At 60.7% G+C, this 15,337-nt stretch carries 10 protein-coding genes; 6 read left to right on the top strand and 4 right to left on the bottom strand.

Annotated elements, in window-relative coordinates; all coding sequences use genetic code 11:
- Positions 1-26: 26 nt before the first annotated feature.
- From Uis4E_RS06025 to Uis4E_RS06015, 3 genes are read left to right on the top strand one after another with little or no spacing between them, the layout of a single operon-like run.
- The gene (locus tag Uis4E_RS06025) at positions 27-1,532 is read left to right on the top strand and encodes a DUF2142 domain-containing protein (RefSeq protein WP_165784874.1); all 1,506 of its coding nucleotides are present in this window, start codon (positions 27-29) and stop codon (positions 1,530-1,532) included.
- A gap of 52 nt (positions 1,533-1,584) precedes the next feature.
- Positions 1,585-3,276 (top strand): glycosyltransferase, encoded by a 1,692-nt coding sequence (locus Uis4E_RS06020; RefSeq protein ID WP_165784873.1) that lies wholly within the window; start codon positions 1,585-1,587, stop codon positions 3,274-3,276.
- A gap of 5 nt (positions 3,277-3,281) precedes the next feature.
- Positions 3,282-4,217: a glycosyltransferase family 2 protein gene (locus tag Uis4E_RS06015; RefSeq protein WP_243394370.1), complete on the top strand. Its 936-nt coding sequence runs from the start codon at positions 3,282-3,284 to the stop codon at positions 4,215-4,217.
- Positions 4,218-4,263: 46 nt separating this feature from the next.
- Here the strand turns inward: Uis4E_RS06015 and Uis4E_RS06010 are convergent, their stop codons facing one another.
- A complete protein-coding gene (locus Uis4E_RS06010; RefSeq protein WP_165784872.1) occupies positions 4,264-6,393 on the bottom strand; it encodes a glycosyltransferase in 2,130 nt (709 codons plus the stop codon).
- A 50-nt stretch (positions 6,394-6,443) separates the two neighbouring features.
- Here Uis4E_RS06010 and Uis4E_RS06005 point away from each other — a divergent pair, with 50 nt between their 5' ends.
- On the top strand, positions 6,444-6,836 hold the full coding sequence (locus Uis4E_RS06005) for a hypothetical protein (protein ID WP_101622296.1): 393 nt from the start codon (positions 6,444-6,446) through the stop codon (positions 6,834-6,836).
- 478 nt (positions 6,837-7,314) lie between these two features.
- Here the strand turns inward: Uis4E_RS06005 and Uis4E_RS06000 are convergent, their stop codons facing one another.
- From Uis4E_RS06000 to rfbB, 3 genes are all read right to left on the bottom strand, one after another.
- Positions 7,315-9,630 carry an LTA synthase family protein gene (locus Uis4E_RS06000; RefSeq protein ID WP_423734920.1) on the bottom strand — a complete coding sequence of 772 codons (2,316 nt, stop codon included), beginning with the start codon at positions 9,628-9,630 and terminating at the stop codon, positions 7,315-7,317.
- Between the two features lie 151 nt (positions 9,631-9,781).
- Complete coding sequence (locus Uis4E_RS05995) at positions 9,782-11,041, bottom strand: UDP binding domain-containing protein (protein WP_101622295.1); 1,260 nt, start codon at positions 11,039-11,041, stop codon at positions 9,782-9,784.
- An 84-nt stretch (positions 11,042-11,125) separates the two neighbouring features.
- Complete coding sequence (gene rfbB / locus Uis4E_RS05990) at positions 11,126-12,232, bottom strand: dTDP-glucose 4,6-dehydratase (protein ID WP_101622294.1); 1,107 nt, start codon at positions 12,230-12,232, stop codon at positions 11,126-11,128.
- A gap of 101 nt (positions 12,233-12,333) precedes the next feature.
- Here rfbB and glf point away from each other — a divergent pair, with 101 nt between their 5' ends.
- Both glf and Uis4E_RS05980 read left to right on the top strand, forming a co-directional pair.
- Positions 12,334-13,533 (top strand): UDP-galactopyranose mutase, encoded by a 1,200-nt coding sequence (glf, locus tag Uis4E_RS05985; protein ID WP_101622293.1) that lies wholly within the window; start codon positions 12,334-12,336, stop codon positions 13,531-13,533.
- A 153-nt stretch (positions 13,534-13,686) separates the two neighbouring features.
- Positions 13,687-15,210 (top strand): amino acid permease, encoded by a 1,524-nt coding sequence (locus Uis4E_RS05980; protein ID WP_101622292.1) that lies wholly within the window; start codon positions 13,687-13,689, stop codon positions 15,208-15,210.
- Positions 15,211-15,337: the final 127 nt, after the last annotated feature.

Here is a 15,337-nt window from a genome sequence, read left to right as displayed (position 1 = left end):
AATTATACTGATTAATGGATATATGCATGAAAAACCTCATCGAAAAACGTGATTGTGCTCAGATAATTGTATTAATACTTGGCCTATTGTTCTCTCTGATGTTCGCCTTGGCTACACCACCTTTTTGGGGTGGTGATAACATGAGTCATTTCGCTCGTGCCTATCAGATTTCCCAGGGGGTGGTTCTTCCCGAAGCTATCGAGTTCGAGGAGAAGCCTGATGTTGGTGCATATGGAGGATATCTGCCTGAAAAAATGTGGTCGGCCTATGAAGAGTCGACTCGTATTGAAAAAAGGGAACGAGGTCCTCGTGAGCCTCGTTTTGCGGTGACAGATCATCTGAAGAGTATTCTGAATTCTAGAATACGCGCTAATGATAGTAAGGTGGTGGTCTGGTTTAATAATACGGCGCTATATTCTCCCGTCGCATATGGCGCTCCTGCTCTCGGTTTTTTAGTAGCTCGCATGTTAAATGCTACCGTTGCGGGTTATATTGCAATTCCGATTATATTCAATCTTATTTTTTATATTACCGCATGCTGGTGTTCCGTATGGCTGCTTCGTCGCTCAAAATGGCGATGGCTGATGGTGGCGTGGGCATTATTCCCTCCGGCTTTAGCTCAAAGTACAATTGCTGTTACTGCTGACACGAGTACCAACGCCTTGCTCCTTCTTGCTGCGGCTCTTTTTATTAAACTCTTTTTGACCGACGATAAATTATCGACAATCGAAACAGTCATATTATCCCTGATATGTCTTCTGGTTCCGCTCGTGAAACCGACTTATGTATTTATAGTCATTGTATTTCTTTTTGCTTCGAAAGAGCATTTCGGTTTCAATTCTAGGATTGCGGCTGTGGTGAAGTATTTGTCCGTTGGTGTTGGTGTTGCATCATGGTTTTGTTGGAATCTTATATCGTCTCCGGTGTCTGCAGGGCTTCCGCATTTCAGGAAGGATTACTGGACGGGTTCCTTCGGGTCCTCTTTGCAGATTGAATATATTTTAGGGCATCCAATTGATTTTCTGAAAGTGATAATTAGAACTTTTGTTATCGGAGAATCGTCGTTTTATGATAATGTGATTTCTTCAGCTTCGATACCGGCGTCGCAGACTGGAATGTTGTGCTTCTTTATTGCGCTTTTCATAGTCTGTGCGTCGGTTGAAGTTGCAAGGTTTTCTCAGCATGGGATTGCTGTATTATCGTATTTGATGCTGGCTGCTGCTGTTGCTGCTTCGATTGCTAGCATTTATCTCACTTTTAATCCCGTAGGTTATCCGCTAGTGCAGGGAATTCATGCCAGGTATTTTTATCCTGTTATTCCATTTTTGATTATTTTTGTTCTAGAGAAATGTGATTTCAGGCTGTATAATAGCTCTTATCTAAATGGATTTGATGGTGAGAATGATATTCAGAGAGGTGAGATTTTCAGAATTGCTGTTCCGCTCTTGCTGTTTTCCGCCTTGTTGCTGACATATGTGAGGTATGCAGGTTCAATTTGGATAGGGACTGGTGGTTTAACGCCAGTGGCCTGACAAACTATCATGTCGGCCTGCCTCTTCGCCCCACGTGCGTACAATGTGGCCTATGTGCCGATTCTTCCAACTTGAACAGGACGCGTGTGAGTTTCTGGACTCGCTCAGTCCGCGACAGCGCAAGCTCGTGACGGCGGCGGTCAACTACCATTCGCTCATCCAGCCGGGGCGCACCCTGCACTACCGGATCTACATGGGTGAGAAGTGGCAGTACCCCCGCCTCACCGACACCTTCACTCTCAACGGCTCCTGCACGGAGAACGATGGACGCAAGCCCATCGGCGAATTCGACGTCGTCTCCACCGTGAACGCGCGTTCCGAATTCTCCCCGCACTACTTCGCCGGGGACGAGCAGCTGCTTGACCACAACATCCGCTATATCCTGCTCACGCCGGACGATGCCACGGACGAGGACGTCTGGGAGCATGCGCCCAATGGGAGCAGCAAAGTCAAACTGTACAACGAGCTCGAGTACCGTTGGCCGGTCGCTTTCGATCATGTACGCGAACTGCAGCGTTCCGAACGTGAGCGTAAGAGCCGCGGCTCGGTCGTCGAGTACCAGCCGTTCACCATCGACGTGGCCAACTCCAACGAACGCAACCATCATCCGTGGGTCGAGGTTCAGCCCGGCCCGCGTGTGCCCGGCGCGCGCAAGGCCGTCATCGTCGCCATGCATTGGCTGCAGGCGGGAGGTGCGGAACGCTGGGGTATGGAGACTATCCAGCTCGCCAAGGAAGCCGGATTCCTGCCGATCGTCCTGACTGACTCCGATGGTCACCAGCCGTGGATCACCGACCCCATCTGCGAGGGGGCACTCGTGATTCCACTCACCATGCCGCTCCAGTACCGCGTTGGCGATGCGCCGATTCTACGTGCGCTGTTCGAGCAGTTCGACATCCGCGGCATCATGATTCATCACTGCCAGTGGATGTATGACAACGCCTGGTGGGTGAAGCAGTACTTCCCGGACGTGAAGATCGTCGACTCCCTGCACATCGTCGAATACATGTTCCGTGGCGGTTTCCCGCGCGAATCCGTGGCTCATGACGAGTGGATTGACCTGCATCACGTGATTTCCCCCCAGCTGGAGCATTGGATGGAGGATGTCCACCACATCCCCGCGTCCAAGGTCATCGATGCGCCGCTCGTCGGGCTCACCGCCGATTCCGAACACGTGCAGTACAGCGAACGCAAGGATCCGAAGGTCCTCAACGTGGCGTTCATCGGCCGCATGACGCGCCAGAAGCGCCCCGATGCGTTCATTCTCGTCGCCAAGGCGATAAAGCAGGCCGCCCCCGGCAAGTTCCACTTCATCATGCACGGCAGCGGCGATATGGACACCTTCACCGACGGTCTCATCGCACGCTACGGGCTGGAGGACGTGATCGAGCGTCGCCCGATGAGCATCCCGGTCTCCCGCACCTACGAGGACGCGGACGTGCTGCTCGTCTCCTCCGTGAACGAAGGCATCACCCTGACCACCATCGAGGCAATCAGCGCCGGCGTTCCCGTGCTGTCCGCCAACGTCGGATCCCAGGAGACGCTTGTGCCTCCGCAGGGCCTGCTGCGCCGCATGACCTCATCGTTCATCCACGATGCAAAGCGTTCGCTCGAGCATCTGGACTCCAACGAGGCCGATCGTCGCAAGCTGTGGGAGGTCGAGAAGCATCGTCTTGAAACCTTCTCGCACAAGCAGACTGCAAACAGCCTGTTCCGCCAGATTCTCAACGAATGGAGCAAGTAGTCATCATGCCATCCGCAAACAAGACGGTCGCCGCGATCGTCGTCACCTACAACCGTCTTGAGAAACTCAAGAACGTGCTTGCCTCGCTGGAAGCGCAGACGCGACTGCCCGAGCAGCTCGTCATCGTCAACAACGCCTCCACCGACGATACTGCCGCCTATCTGGCCGAATACGAGCGTGACTTCGCGCTGAAGGACAAGGTGAAGATCACCATCGTCACCCTGCCGGAGAACGCTGGCGGTGCCGGCGGCTTCTCCGCCGGCATGCGCAAAGGCTACGAACTCGGTGCTGATTTCGTCTGGATCTTCGACGACGATGGCTACCCGCAGCCCACCGCCTTGGAGAAGCTACTCGAAGGCTACGGTAATGCGGTCAAGGCGCTTGGCCCGGACGTGCCCTACGTGTGCTCGATGGTCAAGTTCATCGACGGTTCCATCTCCGAGATGAACAACCCGGTCCCCACCTGGGATTGGGGCCGCCTGCAGGCCAAGGGCTACGACAACCTGGTCATGGTCACCTCGTGCTCGTTCGTCTCCGTACTCGTCCCGCGCTGGGTGATGGAGGCCTTCGGTCTGCCGTACAAGGAGTACTTCATCTGGTTCGATGACGCCGAATACACGCTGCGCATCACCAAGTCGTGCCCCGGTGTCGAAGTGACCGACAGCGTCGTGCTGCACGATATGGGTGTGAACCAGGGCGTCAACTACTCCATGGTGAACGACAAGAACGTGTGGAAGTTCTCCTACGGAGCCCGTAACGAGGGGTCCTACCGTCTGCACCATCGCAACGTGTGGCAGTATCTGTACTTCTGCATCATGGTCCACAATGCCATGCGCCGCGGCAACGTGGCCCGTCCGCTGCGCCGAAAGATCTACGGCCAGCTGCTCAAGGCCATCAAGTTCAACCCGAAGGTCGACTTCCCGCAGCAGCCGGAAGCGTGATTCCGGGTTAGGGGGTCGCTCACAGTCGTGAGCGACCCCCTCCGTTTTACTGCTTCGGATTCTTGAAGATCCGCTCCCATGTCTTCAGTGAGGGGAGGTCGTAGGCGCGGTATTCCTTGGAGAGGCGCTTCCAGTCGCGGGCGAGATGGCGGACCAGGTTGAAGCACTTGCGCATGTTGCGGCGGTAGAGGCGGCTGTCGCGGCGGAACCAGGCTACCGAATCGCCGTCGGCGGACGTGACCATCGCGGAACGGACGCCGATGAACGACGGCCAGATCGAGAACCGGGCCGGAATCGCCACCTGCGGCGCCTCGTCCTTCGCACCGTCGGCGCGGGGACGGGCGCGCAGGGCGGCGAGCACCGCCTTCATGCCGCGCTTCGTCACCTCACGCGCGCCGGCCGGCGCCCACGCGCGATCGGCGTGGTCGTCCGGCTCCGGCAGGTCGAGCGGACTCGAATACGTGACGCTGTCCGTGAAGCCCTTGCGCGCCTTGCGCACTTCGGCGATCTTCGTCGGCAGCGACTCCACCAGATACTCCGGGCCCTTCAACAGGTCGGCGAGGGCCAACTGGCTCAGCTCCATGCCCGAATAGAGCATGCGCAATCCCAGATTCGCCTCCTCGTAGAGCATGCGGAACGCGGCCGCACGGCCCGCGTTCGGGTAGTGCAGCAGCGCACAGACCCACCGGTTGCGCACCTGGAAATACTCCTCCCAGCCACGCGCCGGATCCTTGTCATGCCAGCCCATATGCCATACGGCCACGCCCGGCAGACTCACCGTCGGGAATCCATGCCGCTTCGCGCGCAGACCATATTCGATGTCGTCGAACTTGATGAACACGGGCAATCCCAATCCGATCTCGCGCATCGTCTCGACCGGAATCAGACAGAACCACCATCCGTTGAAATCGGAGAACCGCACGCCGTGCATCGACGGACTGTCCGCCAACGGCTCCGAACGGAAATCATGATTGAACTCGGCGCCGCGCGACGGCTCCATCCACTGCGCACGCGCGTCATACCGCTCGCCCTGCACGTGCAATACCGTGCGATGGTCGATATGGAACATGCCGCCGCCCACCAGCACCGGACGCACCGTGTAATCCGCGAACTGCACGGCACGCAGAATCGACTCCGGCTCGCTGATCGCGTCATCGTCGAGCAGCAGCGTGTAGTCGCTCGCGCCCGCCTTCACCGTCTCGTACATGCCGCGCGAGAAACCGCCGGAACCACCCAGATTGCCCTGACGGATATACGTGAGCTGACCGCCCAGGTCGTCCGCCGTCTCGGCGAAACCGGACTGGTCGCGCACCAGATCCGTGCCTTGATCGGTGCAATACACGGTGTCCAGACGCTCGCGCAGCTCACGTTCGCCGGCGATCGCACGCAACTGGTCCAGACAGTAGGAGGGACGATTGAACGTCGTGATCGCGACGGACACCGTACCCGGCTCGCGCGTGCGACGCACGCGAGCCGGGACCTGCCAGACCGCGTCGCCGACCGTCAGCGACGCGTCGGCGTCCGCGCACGCGTCGAACCAGTAGAAGCCGCCGTCCAGCATGCCCTTGAGCGACAGTTCCGCGGTGAGACGTTCCGGGCCGCCGTCACCATGCTTCGTGTCGATCGTGAACGTCTCCACCGGCGCGGCGAGACCGCGCGCCGTGGAGCGGAACAGCGTGACCGTGCCCTTGCCCGTCGCCCACGCGACGAACCGCACGCTCCTCACGCGCGTCCAGTAGCGCCAATAGCCGGCCGGGAACGCGTTGAAATACGTGCACAGCGACAGGTGCGTGCCCGCCGCCAACGTGATCGTGTTGCGCGAGTCGACGGCGAACCCGTGCGGCTCCTCGACCGCCGCGCGACGGCTGGCGGCGATGAGCCGGGACAGTTCGGAACGGGTCATGCCGTTCGGATCCGCGCTGACCAGGTTGTCGCGTTCGTCGAACACGCTCGGGTCGAAATGCGCGGGATGCCAGTTCACCGCGTACAACGGCATCGTCTGGTCGGCGTCGCGCATCGGGTAGACGACGCGGTTCACCGTCTCCCAGCGCGTGGCCGGTTCCGGGGTGGGCGTCGTGCGTGGTGTCGTGATCGGTGACGTCGGTGTCGTGTCTGGTGCGCCGCTGGGCGTATCCTCAAAAGCCGTGTCTCCGGCTGCAGCCTGTGCCTGTACCATACCAGTCAGTATAACGAGGTCGGTGTGCGCCGGACGACGGCCTGCGCGCGATGAAACCGAACTACACGTTGAAAGCGACCGCGACGGAACCTGTCGCGGTGACCGCGACGACGCTGCAGGGCTTCGAAGTGGCCGGTTCGGACGGGGTGTTCCACGCGGCCGACGCCACCGTGCAAGGCAATCAGGTGATTGTCCACTCCGACGACGTGGATGCTGTCACGCCGGTGCGCTACCTGTGGGGGGCTCGCGCCCAACAGCGCCAGCACGCTCTACGACTCGGCCAAACTACCGGCGAGCCCGTTCGTGGTGAGCGTGGGGTAGTCACGGTCGGAAGGCCGGGAGGCTGGAAAGCTGGAAAGCGCCGGAAGGCGAATGTGCGTGGTTTTGGGACGAACCTGTATGGTTCGGTGACGAACGTGCATGGTTCAGCCCCGAACCTGTAGTATTCCAGGGTGAACGTGTAGGCTTGGAGCGGCAACGTGCACGGTGTGGTGCTGAAGAAGGCGGTTCCCGGGCTGGGACTGCTTTCGAGGAAGCTCGGAATTCCGCCAAAATCTGTGCCGGTTGTTCTCGCGGATTGACGGTTCTTCAGGGCCTACCCGTGCAGGTTCGTGTCTGAATACTGCAGGTTGGTCTCTGAACCCTACAGGTTCGAGGAGGAGCCATACACATTCGGTCTCGGACCATGCAGGTTCGGGCGGATTTCCTACAGGTTTGCTTGTTGCTTGTCGCCGTGCGATTATGCGGCCGTGGGGCGTGAGACCCCGGTGCCTTCACATCGACAAGTGTCCGAAGTATCCGATTAACGCCTCGGAATAATACGATTAGTTGGTGGGGTTGTCCTAAGAACCCTAATTTCCAAGGTTTTGCCATGCGGTGGTAAAGGACCGCCGCATGGCAAAACTATCTGATTGTCGTCTGTTACTTCATGCCGAAGAAGCTGGTGCCGGCCAGATAGTTCTTGCCGGCGGTCATGTCGTACTGGATGAGACGGTACTCCTTGAGCAGCTGCCTCTGCTCCTTGGAGAGGTTCTTGCGTTTGATGGGATTGCCGTTGCCGTCCAGATACGTGGTGGACGTGTCGTCGGTGAAACCGCCCGCTCCGAGCACCAGACGCTCCACGGCGGGCAGATCGGCGCGCACGGAGGAGAGGAACTGCAGATACGGGGAGACCTTCGTGTTCATGTGCTCGCTGGCCATTGCCATGAAATAGTTCGGCGACGTGTAGTTCGTATTGGCCGTCGCCGGGTCGAGCTTCACGCCGGCGCCGGCCGCGCCGGACGCCTGGTTCGACCAGATAAAATAGTCGGTCTCATGCAAGGTGAGCGTGTTGTTCTTGTCCGATGCGGCGGTCACGTAGTCGCTGGAAAGATGGTCACCGTAGAAGATCACGGTGACTGGCTTGTCCATCGTGTTCAACTGGTTCAGGAAGTCGGCCGTCGCCTGATCGGTGAGGCTCAAGCCCTTGATGTACGTGTTCACCGCGTAGCGCTCACCGTCGCCCAGGTTTTCGGAGACGTTCGCATCCCAGAACTGGTTGTCGTTGTACCAGCCGTCGTGCGGCATGTGGTTCTGCATCGTGACCAGTTGCAGGAACTGCGGGTGGGACTCCTTGTTGACCTGGTCGAGTACGTTCTGGTAGGCTGCCGCGTCGCTCACGTATGGATTGTTGTCGATCCTGTCCTGATGAGTGATGGCCGGATCGCTGTCCAACGTGTAGAAGTGGTCGAACCCGAACTTCTTGTAGTCCGTGTCGCGCAGGTACATGTTCTTGTAGTACGGGTGGAACGCGGTGGAACCGGTCTTGCCATAGCGCGCGTTCCAGATCTGGTTGAACGAGTACGGGCTCTTCTGGTGGGGGACGAGCTCCTGGTATATGGACTGCATCGAATCGTCGAACAACGCGAGATCCAGGCCGGTCAGCGTCTGGTATTCGATGTTCGCCGTACCGCCGCCGTAACCGGGGGAGAGCATGAGCCCGGACGTGGTCGAATCCTTGACGGTACGGATGTTCGGCATCGGATCCTCGAGCAGGCTGATGCCGGGCACGCGCGTCGGGTCGGAGAACGTCTCTGACAGGACCATGATGACCGTGCTGTCGGTGAGATTGTTCGCGCGCGTCTGGTTCGTGGCCTTCGCCTGTCTGGCGTACTTCTTCGCCAGCGCCTCCATCGTCTCCCGGCTGTACCCCTCCGGCTTGTCCATGATCTTCGGGTGGGTCAGGCGCAGGAAGTTGATGACCGCGCCGTTGATCGTCGCGTCGCCGGTGGCGCTCCATGGCTGTGGGACATCGCCCCAGCTTTTCGCCCACTCGTAGCCCCACGCGCCGGGAATGCTCAACGTCCACGTGAACGAGCAGAGCAACGCGATGCTCGTGCCAGCCGCCACGAATCGCGTGAGATTGCCGATGACTGTCCTCACGTTGCGGAACGGACGCCACCAGTGAAACGGAATCACGCAGCGGCGGCCGTCGAGGAATTGGAGAATCAGGCAGATGACGGTCAGCCAGACGAGCATCGTGATCGTGCCGTCCACCAACGCCTGACTGTCTTCCGGGATGAACGAGCTGATCTCGCCGCCATTGCCGCTGGAGATGAAGCTCAGGTCCGAGGGAAGGATCGGCTCGTTGCGCAGAACCATCTTGATGCTGTTCGCCACCGCGTACACGCTCATCACGATCGCGAAAACGGCCGTCGCCACCCAAAAACGGTTCAGCACGAACACGAGCACCAGATAGATCATGCCCAAGGCGAGGAAGTTCAGCAGCCAGTTGAGCTTGAGGTCGCTTGCACCGTCGCCTGACAGCCACATCTGCGCGACGAACCGGGTGAGCTGGCCGTTCACGCTGTTGAGGGCCTTCGTGGTGTCGTCCACCGCATTCGGGTCGTCATACGAAGGCTCCGAATACATGCCCCACTGGATGAAGATCGTGGCGGCGGCCGTCATCAACGCCATGACGACGACGTACAGGGTGTACGGGCATTTCGGACGCTTCCGCCACAGATCGAGCAGTGACCTGAGCGCCGAGAGCAGCAGTCGGATCGGCGGATTCATGGCGATGACGAACGCGTCCGAGGTCTTGATGTCCGCTATGGAGGCGGTCATGGCATCGGTTTCGGCGTCGGTTATGGGCATATGCGCGTGATGCCTGAAATCGACGAAGTCGAGCATCGCCGGGCGTACGTCGGCGTGTTCGGTCTGCGCCGGCTGTTCCTGCTCCACGGAGACGCCGTCCACGTCCTTGTCCTGGTCCTGCGGTTCGTCCACGTGCTCCACCTGTCCCTGCTCCGGCAACGTACCGGCACATTGTAAACGCAGGTTCAGGACGAATTCACTTGATATTCACTTGCGTGCGGCATCTCCGCGAGGGCCGCACGCAAGCGGACGCTCAGTCGCGCCGGAACAGGTCGCGCGTGTACACCTTGTCGCTCACGTCGGCGAGATCCGCGTTCCAACGGTTGGAGATAATCACGTCGGCGTCGCGCTTGAACGCGGCCAGATCGTGTGTGACCGGGCTGCCGAAGAAATCGGGCTTGTCGAGCGTCGGCTCGTAGACGACCACATCCACGCCCTTCGCTTTGAGGCGCTTCATCACACCCTGGACGGCGGACTGGCGGAAGTTGTCCGAACCTGACTTCATCGTGAGCCGGTACACGCCCACCACCGGACGCTCCTTGCCGGCCGCGCGGGCCTTGTCCACAAGCTGCAGGATCTCGTCGGCCACGAAATCCTTGCGCGTGGTGTTCGACTCGACGATCGCCTCGATCAGGTTCTGCGGGACCTTATCGTAGTTGGCGAGCAGCTGCTTCGTGTCCTTCGGCAGGCAGTAGCCGCCGTAGCCGAAGCTCGGATTGTTGTAGTCGTCGCGGATGCGCGGGTCGTAGCAGACGCCCTTGATGATCTCGCGCGTGTCCAAGCCGCGGCTCTCCGCATACGTGTCCAGCTCGTTGAAGTAGGCGACGCGCAGCGCGAGATACGTGTTCGCGAACAGTTTGATCGCCTCCGCCTCCGTGGTGCCGACCACGAGCTCCGGGATGCCGGTCGTGCCGTCCGGGTTCGTGCGGTCCCGCTCCGCCGGGTCGGCGCCGGCGGCGAGCAACGCCACGAACGTGTGCGCCGCCTCGACCGCCTCCGGGTCATCCTGCGGGGCGCCGGCCACGATACGGCTCGGATGCAGGTTGTCGTACAGGGCGTGGCCCTCACGCAGGAACTCGGGGGAGAAGAGGATGCGCTTGTCGTTGAAGCGCTCGCGGATCTGCTGCGTGTATCCGACCGGAATCGTGGACTTGATGACGATCCACGCGGTCTTGTCGTAGGTGCGGATCGCCTCGATCGCCGCCTCCACGCTGGACGTGTCGAAGTAGTTCTTCCGCGGGTCGTAGTTCGTGGGCGTGGCGACGATCGCGTAGTCCGCACCCGTGTACGCCTGCTCCGGGTCGAGCGTCGCCTGGAAGTCGAGCGGGCGCTCGCCGGACCTGTCGGCGTCGAGGAACGCGGTGATCTCCCTGTCCACGATCGGGCTCTTGCCGGCGTTGAGCAGTTCGACCTTCTCCGGTACGATGTCCAACGCATGCACCTCGTTGTGCTGCGACAGCAGCAACGCCACCGACAGACCCACATACCCGGTACCGGCAACCGCGATCTTCATATCCGCACGCTTTCTATGAGACTTCCATGTTTCGCTGCGCACCAGCTTAGTCGAAAGTCCTGTGGTGGGTATTCGGCGCCCCGCTCAGTGCCCCTGTTTGCGATACTTCTCCTCGGTGGCCTGCTTGTCCGGCAGCCACCAGCTTTCGTGGTCGCGGTACCATGCGATCGTCTCGTCGAGGCCCGCGGCGAAATCGGTGTGGCGTGGCCGCCATCCGAGTTCTCGCGTGATCTTCGAAGCGTCGATCGCATACCTCTTGTCGCCTCCCGGCCGGTCGTCCACATGGTCGAAATCGTCGGCCGGGCGCCCCATGCGCGAAAGGATCATGCGCAGCACGTCGATGTTGCTCATCTCGCCGTCCGCGCCCACCAGATACGTCTCGCCGATGCGCCCGCGCGTGAGGATCGCCCAGATCGCGCTGCAATGGTCCTCCACGCTGATCCAGTCGCGCACCGCAGCGCCCGTCCCGTACAGTTTCGGCCGGATTCCGGCGAGGATGTTCGTCACCTGCCGCGGGATGAACTTCTCCACATGCTGGTACGGCCCGTAGTTGTTGCTGCAGTTGCTGATCGTCGCCCGCACCCCGTACGTGCGGTGCCATGCGCGCACGAGATGGTCGCTCGCCGCCTTCGATGCCGAATACGGGCTGGATGGCTTGTACGGGCTCGTTTCGGTGAATTTGCGCGGCTCGTCGAGCGCGAGATCGCCGTACACCTCGTCGGTGCTGATGTGGTGGATGCGCAGTCCATGCCGTCGCGCCGCCTCGAGCAGCACGTACGTCCCGTCGATGTTGGTGCGCAGGAACGGCGTCGCGTCGAGAATCGAGTTGTCGTTATGCGATTCGGCGGCGAAGTGGACGATCGCATCGATCGGCGGCGTCGCCGCGGTCGCGGCTTCGGCGGCGTGCGTCGCGCCGTCGCGCTCCGCCGCCCCCGTCAGCAGCGTTTCGACCAGTCCGGCGTCGCAGATGTCGCCGTGCACGAACGTGAGCCGGTCCGTGGGCACGCTGTCGAGGTTTTCGCGTTTGCCCGCGTAGGTGAGTTTGTCGAGCACGGTGATGCGCACGTCCGGCTGTTCGCGCGCCACCCAGTGCACAAAGTTCGCGCCGATGAATCCGGCGCCGCCCGTCACGAGGATGTGGTGGGGTGCGAACATCGCCGCGGATGATCCCTGATTCCCGTAATCGCTCATGCCCATCATCGTATCGGCGCATATGCACGACGGATTTCGGCGGGGTGGCCGGTAGGATGGGATGCGACAAAACGCACATGGACGGTGAAAGGTTTGAAGCCATGGTGGACAATACGCTGGAGAATTCGCAGTATCCGGATCTGGTGATTGTGGGCGCGGGCTTGTTCGGCCTGACGGTCGCGCAGCAGGCGGTGGAGCACACGGGCGCGCGCGTGCACATCATCGACGTGCGTGACCACATCGGCGGCAACGCGTACTCGTACTTCGACGAGGAGACCGGTGCCGAGATTCACAAGTACGGCGCCCACCTGTTCCACACGTCCAACAAGCGAGTGTGGGATTACGTGAACCGCTTCACCGAGTTCACCGACTACGTGCACCGCGTGTACGCGACGCATGACGGCGTCGTCTACCCGCTGCCGATCAACCTGGGCACGATCAACCAGTTCTTCCGTGCGGCGTACACGCCGGCCGAGGCGAAGGCCGTGATCGAGGAGCAGGCCGGCGAGCTGGCCGGCACCGACCCGCAGAACCTCAACGACAAGGGCATCCAGCTGATCGGCCGCCCGCTGTACGAGGCGTTCATCAAGAACTACACGGGCAAGCAGTGGCAGACCGATCCGAGCGAGCTGCCCGCGTCGATCATCAAGCGCCTGCCGGTGCGCTTCAACTACGACAACCGCTACTTCAAGGACACCTGGGAGGGTCTGCCGAAGGACGGCTACACGAAGTGGATGGAGCGCATGATTGACGACGAGCGCATCACCGTGGAGCTGGGCGTCGACTTCTTCGACGAGTCGCAGCCGTACAACAAGAAGGCGCTGCAGGCGGCCGGTGTGCCGGTCGTGTACACGGGCCCGATCGACCGCTACTTCGACTACGAGCTGGGCGACCTCAAGTGGCGCACCGTGGACTTCAAGGAGGTCCGCTACGACGAGGGCGACCACTTCGGCTGCCCGGTCATGAACTTCTCCGATGCGGACGTGCCGTACACCCGCGCCATCGAGTTCAAGAACTTCAACCCGGAGCGTCGCGAGCAGCAGAACCCGGACAAGACCGTCGTGTGGGAGGAGTACTCCCGCTTCGCCGAGCGCGGTGACGAGCCGTACTACCCGATCAACACGGACGCCGACAAGAAGCTGTACGCCGAGTACGAGGCCAAGGCCAAGGCCGAGCCGAAGACCGTGTTCGGCGGCCGTCTCGGCACGTACAAGTACTACGACATGCACAACGTGATCGACACCGCCCTCACCGCCTACGAGGAGCAGGTCGCCCCGCTCCTCGCCGATTCGGCCAAGTAGTCCCTGATTTCCGGCCCCCTCACCAGAGGGGGCCCTCCGCAACCCGCCCCTCCGAAACCGGGCGGTAATAATCGGAGCGGATTCGGCTCTTTTCTTTGAAACAAACTGACGGTAAACTCGCGGGCTATGTCTGACGAGAAGAGCACAAGCAGTATGGGCGCGGCCGGCGCGCCCGGTAGTAGTAACGCCGGCGACCCCGCCTCCACCCTCGAATCCGTCGAATCCCTCGACGCCGGCAACGAGATGGACCGTGGCCTCAACAACCGCCACGTGCAGTTCATCGCCATCGGCGGCACCATCGGCACCGGCCTGTTCCTCGGCTCCGGCAAATCCATCGCCCTGACCGGCCCCAGCATCGTGTTCGTATACATCGGCGTCGGCCTCGTCATGTTCATGCTGATGCGCGCCATCGGCGAGATGATGTACCGCGATCCGAGCCAGCACACGTTCATCAACTTCATTACCCGCTACCTCGGCAACGGGTGGGGCAAATTCGCCGGATGGTCATACTGGATCGTGCTCGTGCTCATCGGCATGACCGAAATCACCGCCGTCTCCACCTACTTCATCACGTTCTTCAACACGTTCGACATCGACCTGACCCCATGGAAATGGCTCATCGAACTCGTGTTCCTCGTCGTACTCGCCACCATCAACCTCATCGCCGTGAAAGCGTTCGGCGAAGCCGAATTCTGGTTCTCGATGATCAAGATCACGCTCATCTGCGCGATGATCGTCACCGCCGTCGTCATGGTCATCGTCGGCTACCACTACGACGCGGTCCACATCCCCGGACACGACGGCGTCTCGCCCGCCGGCACCGCCAGCCTCGCCAACCTGTTCCACGACTTCTCCATCGCGCCCAACGGCTGGCTCGCGTTCCTCATGAGCTTCCAGATGGTGTTCTTCGCCTACGAGGCCATCGAATTCGTCGGCGTCACCGTCTCCGAGACGCAGAACCCGCGCAAGGTGCTGCCGAAGGCCATCAACGAGATCATCATGCGCATCCTCATCTTCTACGTGGGCGCGCTCGTCGCCATCATGTGCATCGTGCCATGGACCTCGTTCACACCGAACAAGGACGGCTCCTTCGCATCCCCGTTCATCATGGTGTTCCAATACGCCGGACTCAACTGGGCGTCCGCGCTCGTCTTCTTCGTCGTCATCACCGCCGCGTCATCGTCGCTCAACTCGCTCCTCTACTCGGCCGGACGCCACCTCTACCAGCTCGCCAGCGAATCCGACTCGCCCGCGTTCTCGAAGATCGGCGTCGTGTCGAAACGCCGCGTGCCGGCCCGCGCGATCCTCATCTCCGCCGCGTGCGTGCTCATGTCGCCCGTCATCAACGCGTTCCCGCAGGTACACAGCGCGTTCGTGCTGTTCTCGTCCGCATCCAGCGCGGTAATCATCTTCATCTACATCCTCACGATGCTCGCGCACCAGCGCTACCGCCGTTCCGCCGACTTCATCAGCGACGGATTCATCATGCCCGCGTACAAGTTCACGAACACCTTCGCCATCGTGTTCTTCGTATTCATCTACGTGACGCTGTTCCTCGCATCCGACACGATCGGCTCCGGCATCGCCGGACTCGTGTGGCTCGCCGTGTTCGGCGGCTACTGCCTGCTCCACGACCGCTTCCAGAATCGCGACCTCAAGGCCGCGCTCGGGAAGTAGGGGCCGCTGGTTTCGAGCCGGGCTGGTTACGGAGGTTCGGGGGCTTGGATTGTGCGATGATGGACGGTATGACAGCATCGCGGGAGGCCAAGGAGCCTAAGGAACAGCCGAACATCGTCGAATTCGC

It is taken from the genome of Bifidobacterium parmae (assembly GCF_002860365.1).
Lineage (GTDB): Bacteria > Actinomycetota > Actinomycetes > Actinomycetales > Bifidobacteriaceae > Bifidobacterium > Bifidobacterium parmae.
This window is presented reverse-complemented; position numbering and strand designations above follow the sequence as displayed.